The 19632-nt window shown below is 55.4% G+C and carries 19 protein-coding genes; 16 read left to right on the top strand and 3 right to left on the bottom strand.

The features are described 5' to 3' along the window. The first annotated feature begins 8 nt into the window (after nucleotides 1-8). The 5 genes from ABWV47_RS19930 (at nucleotide 9) to ABWV47_RS19910 (ending at nucleotide 6191) form a co-directional block, all read left to right on the top strand. A complete protein-coding gene (locus ABWV47_RS19930) occupies nucleotides 9-890 on the top strand; it encodes a carbohydrate ABC transporter permease (RefSeq protein WP_353315085.1) in 882 nt (293 codons plus the stop codon). 27 nt (nucleotides 891-917) lie between these two features. Beyond that, complete coding sequence (locus ABWV47_RS19925) at nucleotides 918-2474, top strand: type 2 periplasmic-binding domain-containing protein (protein ID WP_353315084.1); 1557 nt, start codon at nucleotides 918-920, stop codon at nucleotides 2472-2474. A gap of 116 nt (nucleotides 2475-2590) precedes the next feature. Continuing rightward, nucleotides 2591-4912: a heparinase II/III domain-containing protein gene (locus ABWV47_RS19920; RefSeq protein WP_353315082.1), complete on the top strand. Its 2322-nt coding sequence runs from the start codon at nucleotides 2591-2593 to the stop codon at nucleotides 4910-4912. A gap of 21 nt (nucleotides 4913-4933) precedes the next feature. Next, nucleotides 4934-5266 carry a cupin domain-containing protein gene (locus tag ABWV47_RS19915; protein WP_353315081.1) on the top strand — a complete coding sequence of 111 codons (333 nt, stop codon included), beginning with the start codon at nucleotides 4934-4936 and terminating at the stop codon, nucleotides 5264-5266. Between the two features lie 43 nt (nucleotides 5267-5309). Further along, entirely contained in the window at nucleotides 5310-6191 is an 882-nt protein-coding gene (locus ABWV47_RS19910) for an NAD(P)-dependent oxidoreductase (RefSeq protein WP_353315080.1), read from the top strand. A gap of 63 nt (nucleotides 6192-6254) precedes the next feature. Here ABWV47_RS19910 and ABWV47_RS19905 read toward each other — a convergent pair whose 3' ends face one another. After that, a complete protein-coding gene (locus ABWV47_RS19905; RefSeq protein ID WP_353315078.1) occupies nucleotides 6255-7175 on the bottom strand; it encodes a LysR substrate-binding domain-containing protein in 921 nt (306 codons plus the stop codon). 157 nt (nucleotides 7176-7332) lie between these two features. Between ABWV47_RS19905 and ugpB the strand changes: the two genes are divergently transcribed. The 8 genes from ugpB to ABWV47_RS19865 all read left to right on the top strand — a co-directional run bounded on the left by ugpB (nucleotide 7333) and on the right by ABWV47_RS19865 (nucleotide 14441). Further along, nucleotides 7333-8637 (top strand): sn-glycerol-3-phosphate ABC transporter substrate-binding protein UgpB, encoded by a 1305-nt coding sequence (gene ugpB, locus ABWV47_RS19900; protein ID WP_353315077.1) that lies wholly within the window; start codon nucleotides 7333-7335, stop codon nucleotides 8635-8637. An 83-nt stretch (nucleotides 8638-8720) separates the two neighbouring features. Next, complete coding sequence (gene ugpA / locus ABWV47_RS19895) at nucleotides 8721-9602, top strand: sn-glycerol-3-phosphate ABC transporter permease UgpA (RefSeq protein WP_353315076.1); 882 nt, start codon at nucleotides 8721-8723, stop codon at nucleotides 9600-9602. Continuing rightward, a complete protein-coding gene (gene ugpE, locus ABWV47_RS19890) occupies nucleotides 9602-10453 on the top strand; it encodes a sn-glycerol-3-phosphate ABC transporter permease UgpE (protein WP_353315075.1) in 852 nt (283 codons plus the stop codon). Before ugpA ends, ugpE begins: the two co-directional genes overlap by 1 nt. Before the next feature lie 10 nt (nucleotides 10454-10463). Beyond that, the gene (locus tag ABWV47_RS19885; RefSeq protein ID WP_353315074.1) at nucleotides 10464-11513 is read left to right on the top strand and encodes a sn-glycerol-3-phosphate import ATP-binding protein UgpC; all 1050 of its coding nucleotides are present in this window, start codon (nucleotides 10464-10466) and stop codon (nucleotides 11511-11513) included. Beyond that, the gene (locus ABWV47_RS19880) at nucleotides 11513-12445 is read left to right on the top strand and encodes a glycerophosphodiester phosphodiesterase family protein (RefSeq protein WP_353315073.1); all 933 of its coding nucleotides are present in this window, start codon (nucleotides 11513-11515) and stop codon (nucleotides 12443-12445) included. Before ABWV47_RS19885 ends, ABWV47_RS19880 begins: the two co-directional genes overlap by 1 nt. A 115-nt stretch (nucleotides 12446-12560) precedes the next feature. After that, the gene (locus ABWV47_RS19875) at nucleotides 12561-12959 is read left to right on the top strand and encodes a carboxymuconolactone decarboxylase family protein (RefSeq protein ID WP_353315072.1); all 399 of its coding nucleotides are present in this window, start codon (nucleotides 12561-12563) and stop codon (nucleotides 12957-12959) included. A gap of 214 nt (nucleotides 12960-13173) precedes the next feature. Continuing rightward, nucleotides 13174-13809, top strand: coding sequence for a sigma-70 family RNA polymerase sigma factor (locus ABWV47_RS19870; RefSeq protein WP_422064380.1), 636 nt, complete (start codon nucleotides 13174-13176; stop codon nucleotides 13807-13809). Next, entirely contained in the window at nucleotides 13806-14441 is a 636-nt protein-coding gene (locus ABWV47_RS19865) for a ChrR family anti-sigma-E factor (RefSeq protein WP_353315071.1), read from the top strand. The genes ABWV47_RS19870 and ABWV47_RS19865 overlap by 4 nt, the downstream gene beginning before the upstream one ends. 56 nt (nucleotides 14442-14497) lie before the next feature. On the opposite strand, the gene ABWV47_RS19860 is transcribed toward ABWV47_RS19865, so the two are convergent. After that, on the bottom strand, nucleotides 14498-15223 hold the full coding sequence (locus ABWV47_RS19860; RefSeq protein ID WP_353315070.1) for an SDR family NAD(P)-dependent oxidoreductase: 726 nt from the start codon (nucleotides 15221-15223) through the stop codon (nucleotides 14498-14500). After that, a complete protein-coding gene (locus tag ABWV47_RS19855; protein ID WP_353315069.1) occupies nucleotides 15220-16005 on the bottom strand; it encodes a DUF1365 domain-containing protein in 786 nt (261 codons plus the stop codon). Before ABWV47_RS19855 ends, ABWV47_RS19860 begins: the two co-directional genes overlap by 4 nt. A gap of 164 nt (nucleotides 16006-16169) precedes the next feature. Between ABWV47_RS19855 and ABWV47_RS19850 the strand changes: the two genes are divergently transcribed. Genes ABWV47_RS19850 through ABWV47_RS19840 form a run of 3 tightly spaced genes read left to right on the top strand, consistent with a single transcriptional unit; the run spans nucleotide 16170 to nucleotide 19394 of the window. Next, complete coding sequence (locus tag ABWV47_RS19850; RefSeq protein WP_353315068.1) at nucleotides 16170-17540, top strand: NAD(P)/FAD-dependent oxidoreductase; 1371 nt, start codon at nucleotides 16170-16172, stop codon at nucleotides 17538-17540. A 4-nt stretch (nucleotides 17541-17544) separates the two neighbouring features. Further along, a complete protein-coding gene (locus ABWV47_RS19845) occupies nucleotides 17545-18807 on the top strand; it encodes an MFS transporter (protein WP_353315067.1) in 1263 nt (420 codons plus the stop codon). After that, complete coding sequence (locus ABWV47_RS19840; RefSeq protein ID WP_353315066.1) at nucleotides 18804-19394, top strand: DUF3833 domain-containing protein; 591 nt, start codon at nucleotides 18804-18806, stop codon at nucleotides 19392-19394. Before ABWV47_RS19845 ends, ABWV47_RS19840 begins: the two co-directional genes overlap by 4 nt. The last annotated feature ends 238 nt before the right edge of the window (nucleotides 19395-19632 follow it).

Below are 19632 nucleotides of genomic sequence, written 5' to 3'. Positions count from 1 at the left end.
AAACGGTTATGCAAAAGTGGAATCTCTATTCTCGCGGCGACAAGTTTTTTGCCATCACAGTCTCGGTGCTCATCGGGATGTTCACAGTGGCGACGCTGTATCCATTCATCTATATTGCGGCAGTTTCGCTGAGCTCTGGCTTTGCGGCGCAGGCAGGCAAAGTTGTTCTCACCCCGATCGACGCGACACTCGAAGCCTACGGGTACATCATCACAGATCCAAAGTTCTGGTTGTCTTACCGCAACACCTTTATCTACACGATTGGTGGCACAGTGATGAGCCTCGCGTTCATCATCCCAGGTGCCTACGCGCTCTCGCGACCGCAACTGAAGGGGCGCAGGTATTTCAACCTCTTCATCGCGTTTACAATGTGGTTCAATGCGGGCCTGATCCCGTTTTTCCTCAACATGCGAGACCTGGGTCTGCTGGACAGCATGTTTGGCATCATCCTCGCTTTCGCGGTCAATGCCTTCAACATCATCCTGCTGCGGAATTTCTTTGAGGCCATCCCTCAGAGCTTTGAAGAGGCGGCCCGCATGGATGGGGCCAATGATTTCCAGGTGCTTTGGAAGGTCTTTGTTCCCCTGTCCAAACCCGCGATCGCTACCATCACGCTGTTTTGCATCGTGTCGCGCTGGAACGGGTTTTTCTGGGCCATGGTGTTGTTGCAGTCAGAGGAAAAAATCCCGCTTCAAGTCTTCTTGCGCCACACCATCGCAACGCTGTCGGACGACGATGAATTCGCCATGGTGCAGACCGCTGCGGGGTTCAGTGCTGAGACGGTCACCGCAGCCATCATCGTCTGTTCAATTGTCCCCGTACTGATCGTCTACCCATTCATTCAGAAATACTTCGAGAAGGGCATCCTGCTCGGAGGCGTGAAAGAATAATGAGCCCAACGCATAAGGGAGGAAATCATGCGTAAACTCACTATCGGAACGGCCTTACTGGCCTGCAGCGCGATTACGGCGCCTGCTATGGCCGACGACAGTCATCGAATTGTCGACGACCCTTTGGAACTGACAATCCAGATGAACCACGCACGCTATCCCGTCTATGAGGAAAGCTGGCCGGTTGAACAAGTTGCACGGGAGTTGACGGGTATCCACCTGATCAATGACACCGTGGGCGCCAACATGCGCACGGATGAAAACACCGGACGCACCGAGGCGCTAAACCTCATGCTCGCCTCAGGACAAATTCCCGACATCGTGGGCTCGTCTCGCATTCGCGACTTTGTAAACCAATACGGTCCCGAAGGCGCCTTCATCCCGCTCAATGATTTGATCGCTGAGCACGCGCCCAACATCGCCGCATACTACGCGGAGCGCCCGGATATTGAGGCCGCGGTGAAGGCCGCCGATGGTCAGATGTATTACATACCGTACTTGCCGGACGGCAAATACGGACGGGCCTACTGGATTCGCACCGATTGGCTCGACAAGCTGGGCCTCGATATGCCCGAAACCGTCCAAGAGTATGAAAACGTCCTGCGGGCGTTCAAAACGCAAGACCCCAATGGCAATGGCGAGGCGGATGAAGTGCCTCTGTTCTTCCGCCAGTGGCCAGAGTTGATCCGTATGGTGACACTGTGGGACGGGCGCGCGCATGGCTCTGACACGTATCACGATTTCCTCGTAGAGGATGGCAAGGTCTCACATGGCTACCTTGGCGAAGGGTACCGTGAGGGCATCAAGAATCTCGCCCGTTGGTATGACGAGGGGCTGATTGATGCAGAAGTCTTCACCCGTGGTTCATCGGCCCGCGACTTCTTGCTGTCTGAAAACCTGGGTGGATCAACCCACGACTGGTTTGCCTCCACAGGCGGCTACAACCGGTTGTCTGCCGACATCGAGGGCTTTGAGTTCAAAGCGTTTGCCCCGCCCGCGTCGCCGTCGGGTCGCCGTGTTGAGGAACACCGACGTATCTTGGTCAAGCCGGATGGATGGGCGATTGGTCACACCAACGAGCACGCCGTCGAAACCGTGAAGTACTTCGACTTCTGGTTCTCCGAAGCAGGTCGCCGTCTCGCCAACTTTGGCGTCGAAGGTGAGCAGTATGAAATGGTCGATGGCAAACCGGTGTTCACACAGGCGTTTCTTGATGCGGGTCCTGTGAACCGCTCTCTGTATCAGGTTGGATCGCAGCTTCAGGCACGTGGTTACTTTCAAGACTATAACTACGAATGGCAGTGGACCAATGCGTTCGCCCAAGAGGGCATCAAACTCTACGATCAAGGCGACTATCTGATCCCGGATTTTCTCGGTGTCGCTTTCAACGCGGAAGAGCAGAAAGTCTATGACAAGCATTGGGGCAGCATCCGCGACTATATGCTGGAGCGTCAGCAGGTCTGGATTCTTGGCGGCGGTGAGGTCGAAGCCGAATGGGATGACTACCTTGCGCAGCTTGAAGACATGGGGCTGAGCGCGGTGTTGGACGTCATGCAATCTGCCTATACGCGCCAATACAACTGACCCTCAACCGGTCTCGCCGGGAACGGATGTTCCCCAACAAAAAACGAGAAGGCAGCAAGCGCTGCCCTCTCCTTTGATCCGAAATTTTACGTAACAGACCCAAACGGAACATGATGATGTCAGGCCAATTCCTTCCTTTGCTCGACGAACCCAAAGCGGGGCGACTGACCATTCAATACGGCCCCACTTCTCAAAGTGAGATAACTGAGAATCCGCCGTGTTTCTCATGGATTCCTGTGATCGACGATGAGGCACGGTATGTCTTGCGGATCTCGTCCGACCCCGCCTATCCAAAAGGCAAAACGCAGGTGTTTGAGAACCTGCCTCTGAATTTTTTCACCCCTGATGTGGCATTTGCTCCGGGCGCATACCACTGGTCTTATGCAACCTGGAATGAGGAGGCTGGCGCGCCGTCGAGCACGTGGAGCAGCGACCGGAGTTTTATCGTTGCTGACGATCTGCCAGATGTGTCGTTGCCCGCGCGGACAACCCGCCTCGCGGACGTTGAGGCTGGCCACCCGCGGTTGTGGATGACACCTGATCGCCTGACAGAATTTAAAGACGCTGTTGCTCAAGACCCGGCGCATTGCTCTTGGGCAACGTTCTACGAAAAATCGGTACTCCCATGGATGTCTCGCGACGTGATGCAGGAACCTGCAGGTTATCCTGACCACAAACGTGTTGCGCCCGTTTGGCGCCAAACTTACATCGACTTGCAGGAATGTTGGTACGCAATCCGGCATTTGGCGGTCGCGGGCAAAGTCCTAGACGATGAAACGATGACCGCCCGCGCCAAGAAATGGCTTTTGGAAGTGGCAAGCTGGGATCCGATGGGGGTCACCTCGCGCGCTTATACCGATGAATGGGCTTACCGCGTCTGCAATGCTTTGGCCTGGGGCTATGACTGGCTTTATGACGTGTTGGACGAGGAGGAGCGCGCCTCTGTGCGGGCTGCGCTTCTTGAACGCACCCGTGATATCGCCGAGCACGCGATCACCAACGCGAAAATCCACCTGTTCCCCTATGACAGCCACGCGGTGCGTTCTGTTTCGCTCACCCTGATACCTGCCTGCATCGCTTTGCTTGGTGATGACGAGGACGACGAGGCCCGTGACTGGCTGAACTACTGCATCGAATTTCTCTCTGGCGTTTATTCACCTTGGGGGGACAGCGACGGCGGATGGGCCGAAGGCACAAACTACTGGATGATGGGCATGGCCTATTTCATTGATGCGGCCAACCGTTTGAAATCGTTCACGGGTATCGATCTCTACAAACGACCTTTTCTACAAAATACCGGTGATTTCCCTCTCTACTGCAAGGCGCCAAACACCCGTCGGGCGACCTTTGGCGACGACAGCACACAGGGTGATCTGCCTTGTATCAAGACCGGTCTGAACCTGCGCCAGTTTGCGGGGGTCACAGGCAAGGGTGCGTATCAATGGTATTGCGAGGAGAACCTACGTACCAACCCCGGAACAGAAGGCGCGTTCTACAATTGGGGATGGTGGGACACGCATTTTGACGAGCTGGTGTTCCAGACAGACTTTCCCGCGGTTGAAGCCACGCCACCAGAAGACGGTCTGCGTCATTTCAAAGGTATCGGTTGGGTTGGTGTCCAACATGCCATGGCTGATCCAGACAACCACATCCAGTTTGTGTTCAAATCCTCGCCCTTTGGCTCAATCAGCCACAGCCACGGTGACCAGAACTCTTTCTGTCTTGCAGCCTATGGCGAAGATTTGGCGATCCAATCTGGTCACTATGTGGCCTTCAATTCGTCGATGCACCAAAACTGGCGGCGGCAAACGGCTTCCAAGAATGCCATCTTGATCAATGGCAAAGGGCAATATGCGGGCAAGGACAAGTCAAAGGCCATGGCCGCCACGGGCAAGATACTGGCAGCAGAAGAACGGGAGGGGCACAGCTTTATCCACGGCGACGCTACGCCGGCGTATCAATCCCTCTCGCCTGAGGTGACACGCGTGGAACGTGAAATCTATTTCGTCCAAAATTCTTACTTTGTCATCGTAGACAAAGTGGATGCAGAGGTCCCGGTAACCCTCGATTTCCTGTTGCACGCCAACAACCGTTTCGAGCTTGGTAAGACCTCGTTTCGCAACACGGGCGAAAAGGCGGGCTTTTATGGTCAGGTTGTTTGGTCGGAAGCTGGCAAACCGGAGATCACTCAGACCACCGATTTCCTAGATGTTGATCCCTGCGACTACGACGGCCTCCCTGTCAGTACCTTCCTCGCAGCACGATATCCTGCCGCGCGGCGTCATCGGATAGCGACACTTCTTGTGCCCTACAGGTTGGACGCCCCCAAGCGGGTGTTCAACTTCATGGATGATCAGGGGTATGACGCCGATCTCTATTTCACCGATGCCGATGAGAACACGTTCAAAGTCGTGATGAAAAAGCTCGCCAATAGTTGAAGTGCGCCAAGGAGTCTCACAATGACAGTAAAGAACTACTTTCCCGCCAATCAGAACGCGTTGGTCCACGTGCAAAGCGGCCTTGCTCGCAAAGTGGCGGCTTACAGCGACAATGTGATGTGCGTCGAAGTGCATTTTGAAGCTGGCACAATCGCGGCACTGCACAGTCATCCTCACGAGCAGATCACCTATGTCATCTCAGGAAAGTTTGAATTCCAAGTAGGTGAGGAAACCTATGTCGTTTCGGCTGGAGACTCTCTCTACAAACAGCCCGACATCCTACATGGCGCAACGTGCCTAGAGGCAGGAACACTTCTCGATATCTTCACGCCACATCGCGAAGATTTTGTCTAACCCAACACCTATCAAAACATCCATTCCCCAAAGGAGAAACACCATGGCGAAACCTGTCATCGGATTTATTGGCCTCGGCCTCATGGGCGGAAACATGGTCGAAAACCTGCAGAAACGTGGCTTCGATCTGATCGTAATGGATCTTGATCCAGCGGCGGTAAAAGCTGTTCTTGATCGCGGACATGCCACGGAAGCGGCCACACCCAAAGCCTTGGCTGAAGCGAGCGACATTGTGATGCTTTGTCTGACAACGTCAGACGTCGTTGAGAAAATTGTCTACGGCGATGAAGGGGTTCTTGCCGGCATCAAAGAGGGTGGCGTGCTGATCGATTTTGGAACGTCTATTCCGGCATCAACCCGCAAGATCGGCGCAGATCTGGCCGCCAAAGGCGCGGGCATGATCGATGCCCCATTGGGCCGCACGCCTGCGCATGCGCGGGACGGGTTGCTCAATATCATGGCCGCGGGCGATCCTGCGACTTTTGACAGCGTCAAACCTGTCCTGGAACAGCAAGGCGAAAATGTCTTCTATCTGGGCGCTTTGGGGGCAGGGCACGTCACCAAGCTGATCAACAACTTCATGGGCATGACAAGCGTTTGCGCCATGAGTCAGGCTTTTGCGGTGGCAGAGCGCGCAGGCGTGGACAGGCAGCAGCTGTTTGACATCATGTCTACCGGACCATCCAACTCGCCGTTTATGGCCTTCTGCAAAAACTATGCGGTGGATGGTGTCAGTGACCTTGGGTTTTCGATCAACAATGCCAACAAGGACCTAGGTTACTTTCTCACGATGGTTGAAGACATGGGCACCAAGGCAGAGATCGCTGAGGGCACATCAAGCAACCTACAGGCTGCGGTTGCAAAGGGCATGGGCGACGGCAATGTGCCTGAAATTTTCGACTACTTTCTGAAACTGGAGACCTAGACGCGATGTTTGGGCGGCTCTCTGGTTGCATGTGTTTGACGCGCGGGGGACGTACTGCCGTTTTTACCTGCGCGATCGCGCGGTGTTGGGTGTTGCAGTGAAAGGCGCGAGGCTGTCCGTAAACGCTTTGATGAAGTCAAACACCAGCGGTGACGCGTTCCCGGTGACCGGGCGTAAAATGGACAGGCGGTGGTTGATCTGAGGCGCAAACGGGCGGATGGCAATGCCTTTTCCACGGTATTGCTCAGCGTCCAGCGCACTGACCACTGAGACGCCATGGCCTTGGGCCACGATGGTGCAAGCGGCCGTGAACTGGCGCACTTCGATCCAAGAATTCATCTCGGCCCCGTCGTCAGCAAACGCGCGTTCAAGCTGGCGAAAAAAGGGGCTGTCTCTGCGGGAATGGATCAGCTTTTCATTGCGGATGTCGGCGGGTGTTAGCAAGGGTTTGGATTCCAGTGGGTGACCTTTGGGCATGATCAAAACCGACCGAATCGGCACATCCGTGGCGTCGGTTGCCGGGTGTCCGGCAAAGCCATCAGTGATGCCACAGTCATATTGCTCGCCGATGATCCACTCCAGAATGCGTTCGGGGCGGTCGGGTTCAAGTGTCACAGTCACGCCCGGCCGGTCGCTCAGGAAATCAACCAGCACGCCGGGCAGGTGGCTGGTGGCAAAACCGGGCAAACAGGCCACCCGGATATGACCGCTTTTGCGCTCTGCAATGTCGCGGCGCAGATCATCAAGGTGATCCAATCTGTCCAGAATACGGCTGACTTCAGCGAGAAGGTAGCGGGAGTCAGTTGTGGGTTCCAGCACGCCGCGCCTCCGTTGAAAAAGTTCAAATCCCACCGATTTTGAGAAGTCTGACATCAACCGACTCACCGCAGGTTGCGACACGCCAAGCACCTCCGCGGCCTTGGTGATGGACCCGTTTTCGGCCACAGCGCGGAAAGCTTCGAGTTGTCTGATCTGAAATTTCATAGGCCGAATCCCTGCAAATTGTTCCATTTTTTACATGTTTGCGTGCTGTTTATAACGCTAAGTTATGTTTGTGTCGTAAATATTTAACTTGAATTATTTCAGCACCTAGCAAATGCTTTGCACGAAATTTAGTCAATTCACCGAGGGGAACCGAGATATGAATTTCACAAAAGCGACATTTTCTGGCGTGGCACTGGCCAGCCTGATGGCCGGCGCAGGTTTTGCGCAGACCGAGATCAACTGGTGGCACGCCATGGGCGGCGCCAACGGCGAACGCATCGACAAGATGGCGTCCGACTTCAACGCAAGCCAGTCTGAGTACAAAATTGTACCGACCTACAAAGGCAATTACACCGAAACCATGACGGCTGCTGTGGCTGCGTTCCGCGCCAAAGAGCACCCACATTTGGTTCAGGTTTTCGAAGTTGGCACTGCAACCATGATGGCTGCCAAAGGCGCGATCTACCCTATCGAACAGATGATGGCGGATGCAGGCGAAGATTTTGACAAGTCTGATTTCTTGCCAGCTGTGATTTCTTACTACCAGACACCTGAGGGTGAACTGCTGTCCATGCCGTTCAACTCCTCAACACCTGTTTTGTGGTACAACGCTGACGCTCTGAAAGCGGCCGGTGTTGAAGCGCCAAAAACTTGGGACGACATGAAAACCGTGTCTCAGGCGCTTGTCGACAATGGCATGGATTGTGGCTTCAGCTTCGGTTGGCAGTCTTGGGTCATGGTTGAGAACTTCTCCGCATGGCACAACATCGAAATGGGCACCAAAGAAAACGGTTTTGCCGGTTTTGACACAGAGTTCACGTTCAACAACGACGCTGTTGAGGCACGTCTGAGTGACATCGCTGCGATGTCTGAAGGCAACCTGTTCAAATATGCTGGCCGCCGCGGCGACTCCCTGCCGCTGTTCACCAATGGTGAATGTGGCATGTGGATGAACTCCTCCGCTTACTATGGCTCCATGGTGTCGCAAGCTGACTTTGACTTCGCTCAGACAATGCTGCCACTGGATACATCTGTTGCAGACGCACCGCAGAACTCGATCATTGGCGGCGCTACCTTGTGGGCTCTGGCTGGACATGAAAGCGACGAGTACAAAGGCTTGGCGCAGTTCATGACCTACCTCGCGTCCCCAGAAGTGCAAGCTTGGTGGCACCAGGAAACTGGGTATGTGCCAATCACCACAGCGGCATATGAACTGTCCAAAGAGCAGGGTTTCTACGAAAGCAACCCGGGCACAGACACTGCGATCCAACAGTTGAGCCTGAACACACCAACAGCGAACTCCCGCGGCATCCGCTTCGGTAACTTCGTTCAGGTGCGTGACGTGATCAACGAAGAGCTGGAAGCGCTTTGGGCTGGTGACAAATCCGCTGAAGAAGCATTGGACGCGGCCGCGAAACGCGGTGACGACCTGCTGCGCAAGTTCGAGCGCTCAGCAAAATAAGACGGGTAACTCCTGGCGCCTGGTGGCTTGTAAAGCTGCTGGGCGCTTTTTCCGTATAACGACCTCATCTTTTAAGGGGCGACATGCTTAAACGCGTCCATTTCCCGTCTTCGGTGCTGCCTTTTCTGCTGGTGGCCCCTCAGATCCTCATCACGCTTGTGTTCTTTATCTGGCCTGCCTTGCAGGCCGTGTATCAATCCTTTCTGATTGAAGACGCCTTTGGGCTGTCGACAGAGTTTGTCTGGTTTGAGAACTTCGAGTTGTTGTTCCAAGACTCGCACTATCTCGACAGCTTTTGGCGCACGCTGATGTTCAGTGCCGCTGTGGCGATCCTGTCTATGTCATTGGCACTCATCCTTGCTGGGTTTGCTGACCGAATTGTGCGCGGCGCAACGGCGTATCGCACGTTGCTGATTTGGCCCTATGCGGTGGCGCCGGTTCTGGCTGGTGCGCTGTGGGTGTTTATGTTCAACCCGACGCTGGGCATCTTCCCATACATATTGGACTTCGCAGGTATTGACTGGAACCACTATCTGAACGGCGGCCAAGCGATGACGCTTGTGATTTTTGCCGCAGCGTGGAAGCAGATCGCCTACAACTTCCTGTTCTATCTTGCCGCAATGCAATCCATCCCACGGTCGGTGATCGAGGCGGCGGCCATTGACGGTGCAGGACCAGTGCGGCGGTTTAAAGATTTTATTTTCCCGCTGATCTCCCCCACGACCTTCTTCCTGTTGGTCATCAACGCGGTCTACGCCTTCTTTGACACGTTTGGCATCATCCATGCGATCACCCAAGGTGGCCCGGCCAACAGCACCACCATCCTTGTCTACAAGGTGTTTAACGACGGATTTGTTGGTCTTGATCTTGGAGGCTCTGCCGCGCAATCGGTGATCCTTATGTTCCTCGTCATCATCATGACCGTGGTTCAATTCCGCTATGTTGAAAGAAAGGTGGAATACTGATGGTTGAAAATCGTCCCATCCTCACATTGGTGTCCCATTTTGTGCTGCTTTTCGGTATCGCCATCGTTGCGTTGCCGATCTGGATCACCTTTGTGGCGGCCACCCATGACGCGGTGCGCATGACCCAAGCCCCCATCCCGATGCTGCCGGGGCCGTATTTCTGGTCCAATTTCAAAGAGACTCTGTTTGGCACGGGCCTATCGAGTTCTTCCGGCGCGCCCGTTTGGCGGATGTTGCTGAACTCGATGGCGATGGCTTTGATGATTGCCTTTGGCAAGATCTCCATCTCGCTTCTATCGGCTTTTGCGATTGTGTACTTCAAGTTCCCGTTCCGCATGGGCTTCTTCTGGATGATCTTCATCACGCTGATGTTGCCGGTTGAGGTGCGCATCTTGCCCACCTTTGAAGTGGTGGCAAATCTCGGCATGCTCAACAGCTACTGGGGTTTGTCTGTTCCGCTGATCGCCTCTGCCACGGCGACGTTTATGTTCCGTCAGGTGTTCCTGACGGTGCCAGACGAGATGCTGGAAAGCGCGCGCATCGATGGGGCAGGGCCCATGCGGTTCTTTTGGGATATCCTGATCCCGCTCAGCCGCACCAACATCGCTGCGCTGTTTGTGATCTTGTTTATCTACGGTTGGAACCAGTACCTCTGGCCGTTGTTGATCACGACGGATACCGACATGACCACCATTGTGATGAGCATCAAAGAAATGCTTGAGGCGGCAGAACAAGCGCCGGAATGGCACATCATCATGATGACCGCACTTTTGGCGATGATCCCACCTGTTTTTGTGGTGATCGGAATGCAACGGCTCTTCGTGCAAGGGCTGACAGAGACAGACAAATAGGCAAACCACCATGGCAACCATTACACTTAAAGACCTTGTGAAAGCCTATGGCGACACAGAGGTGCTTCATCAGATTGACGGCCAAATCGCGGACGGCGAGTTTGTTGTGATCGTCGGACCATCCGGTTGTGGCAAATCCACGCTACTGCGCATGGTGGCGGGGCTGGAAACCGTCACCGGCGGAGACATTCACATCGGCGACCGGACCGTGAACGATCTCGAACCAGCCGATCGAGACATCGCAATGGTGTTTCAAAACTATGCTTTGTATCCGCATATGTCGGTGCGCGAAAACATGGCGTATGGCCTCAAAATTCGCAAAATCAGCAAAGCGGAGATTGACCGTCGGGTTGAAGAAGCGGCTGACATTCTGGAAATCCGTCAATATCTGGAGCGCAAACCGCGCCAGCTGTCTGGTGGTCAACGCCAACGTGTGGCCATGGGCCGCGCGATTGTGCGCGATCCACAGGTCTTTTTGTTTGACGAGCCGCTGTCCAACCTTGACGCCAAGTTGCGTGTGCAGATGCGTCTTGAAATTCGCAAGCTGCAGCAAAAACTGGGTGTGACCTCGATCTACGTAACCCACGATCAGGTTGAGGCCATGACGCTTGGTGATCGGTTGATGGTGCTCAATGGTGGCTATGTTGAGCAATTCGGCACACCAATTGAGCTCTACGACCGACCACAATCGATGTTTGTGGCAGGCTTTATTGGCAGCCCGGCGATGAACTTTGTGCCGGCGCAGGTGGCCGGTGGGACCGTCACCTTGGAAAATGGCACTTCATTTGCCGGTGGCGATGCGCAAGGCCAGATTGTTTTGGGGATACGCCCTGAACATCTCGCACTCAGCCCAAACGGGGCGATCCATGTACAAGTGCAATTGATGGAACAATTGGGGGCCAACACCTTGCTGCACGGTGTGTTGGACGGTACTGACACGGAGATGGTGGTAAGCCTGCCCGGCCACGTGGTCGCAGAGTCAGGCACCGTCATGCAATTTGAGGCGCCGGCGGAAAGTTTGCATTTCTTTGCGCCGGATACGCAAAAACGGATCGGGTGATGAGCCAGTTTGTACAGTTGGACGGATTCCGCGCGACATCGGCGGGACCAAGAGTGTCGGGTCATCGCGGCGCGCGTGGCGTGCTGCCGGAAAACACAATGGAAAGCTTCGCCTTCTGTCAGACGATCGGTGTTGCCTCTATAGAATTTGACGTGGTGATGACCAAAGACCGCGTGCCGGTTGTGGTACACAACCACACGCTGGACGGGTCTTTGGCGCGCGGCGGGGATGGGCATTGGCTGCCGGATCCGGGGCCTTGGGTGTCGGAGCTGACACTGGCCGAAGTGATGGCTTGTGACATTGGCGCTGCGAACCGGGGCACCGACTACGGTCGGCGTTTTGACGATCAGGCGACGTTGCCAACGGCCAAAGTGCCAACCTTGGCTGAGGTTCTGGCTTTCACGGCCGCGCCTGAGCAGTCAGGGCTGCATCTGTTTATCGAGATGAAAACCGATCCAAACGCCGCGGACATGGCACAAGAACGCCACGATATGGCGGCCGCCGTGATCAAAGAAGTACGCGCGGCGGGTGTTGCGCATCGTGTGGCCATGCACAGTTTTGATTGGGCGATTTTGGATGAGTGTCGCGCGCAGGCCCCAGACCTGCCGACCTCTTATCTGTCGTATCTGCCCAAACCGATGTCTGACACGCCGCAAACAGCGGATCGCACTGTGATGCCGGATTTGACGCAACTAAAGGTGTCACTTCCTCAGGCTGTGGCTGATGCCGGCGGTCAGATGTGGTGCCCGTTTTTCCTCGACGTGACCCAAGACTTGGTCACAGAGGCGCATGATCTTGGCCTTTTGGTCAACGCCTGGACGGTCAACGGTGTGCGGGAAATCAACCGCATGATCGATATCGGTGTGGATGGGATTGTCAGTGATTTCCCGGGGCGTGTTCAGCATTGTTTATTGCGCCGCTCATTGGACTAAAGCCGCGTTTCTTTTGTCAAATGTCGAAAAGCCCTTGGGCAAGCGGACCTCTGCACCTTAGCATGTCAAAGAGCCCGGTGCGCCGGGGATTTTGAACAGACTGAAAGGGCACGACATGAGCATGGATGAAGAGATGTTCCTCAAAGGTCTTGCGGCGCGCAAAGCGACGTTGGGTGCGGAATATGTGGAGAAAGCGCTGGATGCGGCGGACGATTTCAACCGTCCATTTCAGGAAGCGATGACGGCTTGGTGTTGGGGCTTTGGCTGGGGCGACGAAACAATTGATGCCAAAACCCGCTCTATGATGAACCTGTCCATGATTGCTGCGCTGGGCAAAATGACAGAATGGGAGATCCATCTTCGAGGCGCGCTGAACAATGGTGTCAGTGCTGACGAAGTACGTTCGATCATTCACGTCGTTGGGATCTACTGCGGAGTGCCTCAGTCGCTGGAGTGTTTCCGCGTGGCCAAACGGGTCCTAACGGAGTTGGGGCACTTGGAAAGTAGCTCATAAATTCGAAGCGGTCCGCAACGGTTTCTGCCTCAGGCTCGGATGTTCTTTTTCGCAACACCTCCCATGCTTTGCAGCTGTTTTCTGGCGAAAATATCTTTGTCGTATGGGCGGACAGCGCCCTTACGACAAATGCCGTGCCGAAGGGCTGTGAGAAAATTCAAAGATTTTTCCGAGAAGGTATGATCCGCTTTGCGCAAACGCGCGTAATGAGGATATGGTAACTGCAACGCTTGATAAACCCCGCGCCCGGCACACTGCTGTGAGATCGCGTAAAAAAGAAAGTCCGTATGTGACGCAGGCCAAAGCAGTGCCCACCCAAGAAACACAATGGATGATCGCAGTGCGCGATGATCGAGACAAGGCGGCCTTTTCGCGGCTGTTTGACCATTTCGCGCCACGCCTGAAGGGCTTTGTGATGCGCAACGGGACCTCCGCGGCGCAGGCCGAAGAGATTGTTCAGGACGTCATGCTCACCTTGTGGCGCAAGGCGCATATGTTTGACCCCCACCGCGCTCAAGTGTCGGCGTGGGTCTATCAGATTGTGCGCAACCGTCAGATCGACGTGGCGCGTAAAGAGAACCGGCCGATGCCGGAAGCACTAAAAGAAGAGCCCGAGGCTGAGCCCGATGCTAGCCAAATCGTGGCCATGCAAGAAGAAACCGGTCAATTGCGCAAAGCGCTACAAAAATTAAGACCGGACCAGCGGGAGGTGATCGAAAAGGCCTATCTGGGGGAGCTGACCCATCAGGAGATCAGCACACAGACTGGCCTGCCACTCGGCACCATCAAATCACGCATACGCCTTGGCCTTCAGCGCCTAAGGCACGAGTTGAAAGACCTGAGCGAATGACAGCTATCCGCCATCATATTCCCGAACCGATGCTTGCTGCATATGCCACTGGCACCTTGCCACACGCATTTTCAGTTGTCGTGGCCGCGCATATTTCCCTGTCTGAGGAAAGCCGTGCTGTGGTGGAGGCCCATGAAACCGTGGGTGGTCTTGTGTTGGAAGACGCTTGCGCCGCAGACGTTCCTGTTGCGATGAAAACCTCGGTGATGGCGATGTTGGATGATCCCATTCCCGAGACCCCGAGCTTTCATGGCTCAAGCCCTTATCCGGCGCCTGTGATGGCGCTCCTTAAAGGTGCGGAACCGCGTTGGAAGACGCTGGGAATGGGTGTGCGTCAGGACATTCTGGCATCGGACAAGCACGGCAGCGTGCGGCTTTTGTATATTCCGCCGGGACAAGCTGTGCCCGATCACGGTCACAATGGGCTTGAGATGACGCTGGTGTTGCAAGGCAGCTTCAGCGATGAAACCGGCACCTTCGGTGTGGGGGATGTCGAAATGGCGGATGAAACACTGGAGCATACCCCTGTGGCGGCTCCGGGGTCTCCTTGCATTTGTCTTGCTGCGACGGATGCCCGCTTGCGTTTCAACGCGTTTATGCCGCGTCTGTTGCAGCCAATTTTCCGGATCTGAGCGCGAAACAGCGCTCGATCCGTTGCTCGCGGGTGAGCGCGCAGGACTGCGGGACGCTACTTACCGCGGTAAACAACCCAATCTGGCATGTATTGAACGACACGCAGAACCCAAGAGAAGGGGCGCGGGAAATCCGTGCGAAAGCGTCTTTTGCTCATCGCCCGCACAACGTGGCCTGCTGCCTGATCTGGAGTCATCAGCATCGGCATCTTAAATGTGTTCTTATCCGTCAGTCGCGTTTTGATGAAGCCAGGATTGACCAAACGTACGGTTACATCCGTATCCTTGAGATCGTGGCGCATGGTTTCCGCGAGGCTGACAATGGCGGCTTTGCTGGCGCCATAGCCAATGGCTTTTGGCAATCCTCGATACCCTGCAAGTGAGCCCACCAAGGTTATGTCGCCTGCGTTGCGTGCCACAAAACCCGGCAAGATCGCGCCCAAAACACGCAGCGCTCCCATGAAATTCACATCTGCCAAAGTGAGCGCGGCCTCCTTGTTCCAGTCTTTGGTCGACATCGGGACATAGGCGCCAGCATTGTAAATGAGCCCATCTATAGGTCCGATAGACTTTGCAGCGGCTTCAACCGCCGCCGTATCTGTAACGTCCAAAATCAACACCCGCGCATTTGGCAGCGTGGCCGCAAGCGTGGCCAATCGTGCGCCGTTGCGGGCAGATAAGACCAGATGTGCGCCTTTCGCGCTCAACTGTTGCGCAAGGGCGCGCCCCAATCCTTCGCTGGCCCCCACAAGCCAGAAGGTTTTGCCTGCGAAATCTGTCATTGGGTCTGCGCCGATTGAGGATTCTGCGGCACGCTCTCTGACAAAAGCGTATCGGGTGCGGGTTGTTTTTTGAGAAATGGCGCTCTTTTGGCCCATAAGATTGCCGCTTGCCAATGGATAAGCGCAACCACCCTCGCCGACCCCAGCGGTCGGCGGATGGCGGCCCACAGAAGGCTGCGGTTGCTGGCCGGTTTGCGCGGCCCCGTCAGCGTGGCAATCACACCTTCGCCGCCTCGTTCATAAGCGATGCGGATGCGCACCCTGTCTGGGGGCAGGGCGATGTGAAACCGGTAGGTGCCAGACACAACCTGAAAAGGAGACACATGCATGAGTTTTTCAGCGCAGAGTTCATCAGCAGGCAAGATAGGCCGGAAGTCCTCATGCGCGCAGAAATAGCAATGGCGGTCACCAAAGGTGTTGTTCACCTCAGCCACAAAGGCGCAAGGCGCATCATCGATCATGGCAATCCAAAAGCTCACCGGGTTGAAGTGAAACCAGAGAAAGCTGGGCTGAGTCAGCAGCATCAGTCGCGCGCTCTTCAAAGGAAACCCGCGCGCCTGAAGCAAGTCGCGAAACCATGCCACCCCGTGGCCTTTGTCGCGCACGCCACCATGTCGGTGGTCCCACAACGACCATAGGTTGAATGCGTTGCGGGACAACAGGGCAGGCGGGCGGTCGTGACCGATTTCCGTCAAAACGAAATCCACGCCATAGCGGAACGCGTTTTTCAGCGCGCCACGTCGGGCGTGGGTCGTATGGCCCTGTATGTGTTCAAACGTCATGGTATAGATACGATAGCGTGTGTACCTCAGATCACAAAACCCGCTGACAATCTGTGTTATTTGGTCCCCCCTGATCGAGGTGGCAAAATGGCCGCTACGCAAAGTGAACCAACCATGGTCTCGGGACGTAATTCCTTTCAAACGATCAGAAAAAAGAGAGACCCATGTTTGATCAGTCACCAAATGCACGCCGCAAGATTGCCATTGTCGGTTCCGGGATTTCGGGCTTGTCGGCGGCCTATGCACTGGCTGAAACTCACGATGTGACTCTTTTTGAGGCTGACAACCGCCTCGGTGGGCATGCGCGCACGGTGATGGCAGGGCGCAACGGCACGCAGCCTGTCGACACAGGGTTCATCGTGTTCAACTACGCGACCTACCCATATCTGACTCAGCTTTTTGACGAGTTGGATGTGCCCGTTGTCAAAAGCGAGATGAGCTTTGGCGCCAGTATCAACAGCGGTTGGATGGAATACGGATTGAGCACGCTTGGGGCCATTGCAGCACAGAAACGCAATTTGTTGCGTCCCAAGTTTTACGGAATGATTGCCGATATTCTGCGGTTTGGAAAACAGGCAGAGGCTGCGGCTCAAAACGACGACAAAACCATTGGCGAGCTGGTGCAAGAGCTCGGGCTTGGAGACTGGTTTCGAGACTACTATCTGCTGCCGATGTGTGGCGCAATTTGGTCGACGCCGACGACGGAAGTGGATCAGTTTCCAGCGAAGTCTTTGGTGCAGTTCTTCAAAAACCACGCGCTTCTGGCGGGCAACAAGCAGCATCAATGGTGGACAGTGGATGGCGGTAGCATTGAATATGTGCGTCGCCTTGAGACGGCATTGCGGGCACGCGGCTGTACCATTCACCTCAACACGCCCGTAAGCCATGTTGCGCGCGGACTTCAGGGCGAGCAAGGCTTGCCGGGGGTCACAGTCACATCAGGCGACGCCACACCGGAAACGTTTGATGAGATCATTTTTGCCTGCCATTCCGATCAGACGTTGGCTATTTTGGGATCAACAGCAACTGCGGCAGAGCGTGCTGCGTTGGGAGCAATTCGCTATCAACCCAACCGCGCGGTTCTGCACTGCGATCCGAGCGTCATGCCGCATACCAAGAAATGCTGGTCCAGCTGGGCCTACCGGTCACAAAATGGCGCCATCGGGGTGACCTATTGGATGAACAGGCTGCAGAATATCGACGAAAGCGACCCGTTGTTTGTGACGCTCAATCCGACGCAACCCATTGCGCAAGACTCGATTTATGACGACGTCACCTTTTCACATCCGGTGTTTGACAAGGCCGCTTTGAAAGCTCAGGCTGAAATACGCGGCATGCAGGGGCTCAATAACACGTGGTTTGCAGGCGCCTACAATCGCCATGGATTTCATGAAGATGGCATTCACAGCGCGATGCAGGTTGTGGATCTGATGAACACTCAGCAGGACGCTGTGCAGCGGGCCGTTGCCGCCACACCACATGAGCCAAGTGTCCAACTGGATGCCGATGCCCGTTTGATACGCGACAGCGCCTGATCTGATGGCGACCGCCGCCCAACCTGTTTCGAACAAAGGGGTCTATCCGCGCGTGAGTCTTTACGCGGGGATGTTGGCGGCGGCGGGTCTGCCGCTCTATATCCACTTGCCACGCTTTGCGTCCGTGGAACTTGGCATCAGCCTTGCAACGCTGGGCGGGTTGCTGCTGGCCATTCGGGTGATTGATCTGGTGCAAGATCCTGCGATCGGCTGGTTGATTGATCGGTTTCCCAATGCACAATTGCTGTTTGCTGTGCTCGCGGGCGGTGGCTTGGCGATTGGGTTTCCAGTGTTATTCTCCGGAGCACTTGTACCTGCCAGTGGGCTGATGCCTCTGGCTGCTGTTCTGGTGCTTCTGTTTTCAGCCTATAGCCTCGGCATGATCCTGCTTTATGGGCGCAGCGCCACTTTGGCCTCCGCGCAGACCCCTGCCGCGCTGATGCAATTGGCCGGATGGAGAGAGGCGGGCATGCTGGCCGGGGTGGTTTTGGCGGCGATGTTACCAACCGCTCTGGTCGGGCTTGGGGCGTCGGGGCAGGGCTACGGTGCATTTGGCATCGCGATGGGTCTGTGCGCATTTGGACTGTGTCTGCTGTCTGCTCCGATCTGGCGACGGCCCGTGGTGGCGGGGGAGCGATTTTCTTTGGCCGCATTGAAACAGTCGGGCGCGGCGCGTCTGCTGTTTCTGGCACTGGTCAACAGCTTACCAGTCGCAATCACCTCCACGTTGTTTTTGTTCTTTGTGGAGGACAGGCTTGCCTTGCCCGGAGCCGCGGGACCACTTTTGGTGCTCTTTTTCCTAAGCGCTGGTGTGAGCGTTCCTGTCTGGACACGCGTGGCCCGGCGTTTTGGGGGCCGCCGGGCATTGTTGATCGCGATGCCTTTGGCCATATGCGGTTTTGTGGGGGCGGCTTTTATGGGGCCGGGCAATTTGGCGGGGTTCGCGATCATTTGTTTGGCCTCTGGTGCCGCTTTGGGAGCGGACATGGTGATCCTTCCGGCTCTGTTCTCCGTATCCCTTACACAGGCGCGATTGAGCGCGTCGCTTGCGTTTGGCGTTTGGTCTTTTGCGGGTAAGCTGGCTTTGGCCTTGGCGGCGTTTGTGACGTTGCCTTTGCTACAGATCAGTGGGTTTGTCCCAGGTGCCGCCAATACGTCAGAAGCTTTGTTGGCACTTAACGTGGCTTATGCGGTGGTGCCCTGTGTGTTGAAACTTTTTGCGCTGGCCTTGGTGCTGGCATTGCCTTCTGAAGGGGCAGAGTCATGAAACTATTGATGATCTTGATGTTCGCACTACTTGGAGTCCTTGTGTTAAAGGGCCGAATTTGGAGCTTTCGGGCACAAACACCGGCAGATTACGCTGCGCTGAGCCCAAAGATCTCATTGAAGCAGCACCTGAGTGGTGTGATTGCATCTGAGGGATTGATCTATGGTCCCAACGGCCGAGTGAGCAACAGTTTTGTGGCGCGTATGGAAGGGACTTGGAGCGGCAACACTGGCACATTGACAGAGGCGTTTACCTATTCCAACGGCAAACAGCAAAAGCGCGAGTGGGCCCTGACGATTTTGGATGACACCCATTTCACAGCCACCGCAGACGACATCATCGGCGAGGCCAAGGGCGAAGTCTCCGGCGCTTCCATACGTATGACGTACACAATTGTTCTATCGCAAGAGGCCGGAGGACACCGCTTGCGTGTGACTGATTGGCTGTATCTCACAAAAAGTGGCGTTATCATAAACCGGTCACAGATGCGAAAATTTGGGATCACTGTGGCGGAACTGGTGGCCACCATGCGGCCAGATTCATCCTCCGCGTTGTCGCCTTATGCGACAATGGACGCAGCTGAATAGCACCCAAACATCGATATGTAAGACAGCGTGTGTTGCCAGTCTGAGTGTGTGCCCAGTGAGTGTCTTACAGCAAACAGGCACGCGCCCCCAATATTTCTACCAAAAAACTCGTTACGCTTGGGGCGCGCACCCGATTGACGGCGAGGTGTGGGCCGTCGTCTCGCGCGACGCAATACGCGCGCCGCTCATTCCTAAACATACAATCTTCCAGACGCTTAAGTAGGTCTGTCTTGGTCGT

The sequence above is a fragment of the Shimia sp. NS0008-38b genome, from assembly GCF_040370365.1.
Lineage (GTDB): Bacteria > Pseudomonadota > Alphaproteobacteria > Rhodobacterales > Rhodobacteraceae > Shimia.
Note: the sequence above shows the minus strand (reverse complement) of the source record. Positions and strands in the feature narration are given on the sequence as shown.

Bases quoted from the DNA above. Each gene is read 5' to 3' on its own strand.
- ugpB (WP_353315077.1), top strand. From the start codon at position 7,333: ATGAATTTCACAAAAGCGACATTTTCTGGCGTGGCACTGGCCAGCCTG.
- ABWV47_RS19905 (WP_353315078.1), bottom strand. From the start codon at position 7,175: ATGAAATTTCAGATCAGACAACTCGAAGCTTTCCGCGCTGTGGCCGAA.
- ABWV47_RS19925 (WP_353315084.1), top strand. From the start codon at position 918: ATGCGTAAACTCACTATCGGAACGGCCTTACTGGCCTGCAGCGCGATT.
- ABWV47_RS19860 (WP_353315070.1), bottom strand. From the start codon at position 15,223: ATGACAGATTTCGCAGGCAAAACCTTCTGGCTTGTGGGGGCCAGCGAA.
- ABWV47_RS19855 (WP_353315069.1), bottom strand. From the start codon at position 16,005: ATGACGTTTGAACACATACAGGGCCATACGACCCACGCCCGACGTGGC.
- ABWV47_RS19885 (WP_353315074.1), top strand. From the start codon at position 10,464: ATGGCAACCATTACACTTAAAGACCTTGTGAAAGCCTATGGCGACACA.
- ABWV47_RS19845 (WP_353315067.1), top strand. From the start codon at position 17,545: ATGGCGACCGCCGCCCAACCTGTTTCGAACAAAGGGGTCTATCCGCGC.
- ABWV47_RS19850 (WP_353315068.1), top strand. From the start codon at position 16,170: ATGTTTGATCAGTCACCAAATGCACGCCGCAAGATTGCCATTGTCGGT.
- ABWV47_RS19840 (WP_353315066.1), top strand. From the start codon at position 18,804: ATGAAACTATTGATGATCTTGATGTTCGCACTACTTGGAGTCCTTGTG.
- ABWV47_RS19880 (WP_353315073.1), top strand. From the start codon at position 11,513: ATGAGCCAGTTTGTACAGTTGGACGGATTCCGCGCGACATCGGCGGGA.
- ABWV47_RS19920 (WP_353315082.1), top strand. From the start codon at position 2,591: ATGTCAGGCCAATTCCTTCCTTTGCTCGACGAACCCAAAGCGGGGCGA.
- ABWV47_RS19930 (WP_353315085.1), top strand. From the start codon at position 9: ATGCAAAAGTGGAATCTCTATTCTCGCGGCGACAAGTTTTTTGCCATC.
- ABWV47_RS19915 (WP_353315081.1), top strand. From the start codon at position 4,934: ATGACAGTAAAGAACTACTTTCCCGCCAATCAGAACGCGTTGGTCCAC.
- ABWV47_RS19865 (WP_353315071.1), top strand. From the start codon at position 13,806: ATGACAGCTATCCGCCATCATATTCCCGAACCGATGCTTGCTGCATAT.
- ugpE (WP_353315075.1), top strand. From the start codon at position 9,602: ATGGTTGAAAATCGTCCCATCCTCACATTGGTGTCCCATTTTGTGCTG.
- ABWV47_RS19910 (WP_353315080.1), top strand. From the start codon at position 5,310: ATGGCGAAACCTGTCATCGGATTTATTGGCCTCGGCCTCATGGGCGGA.
- ABWV47_RS19870 (WP_422064380.1), top strand. From the start codon at position 13,174: ATGGTAACTGCAACGCTTGATAAACCCCGCGCCCGGCACACTGCTGTG.
- ABWV47_RS19875 (WP_353315072.1), top strand. From the start codon at position 12,561: ATGAGCATGGATGAAGAGATGTTCCTCAAAGGTCTTGCGGCGCGCAAA.
- ugpA (WP_353315076.1), top strand. From the start codon at position 8,721: ATGCTTAAACGCGTCCATTTCCCGTCTTCGGTGCTGCCTTTTCTGCTG.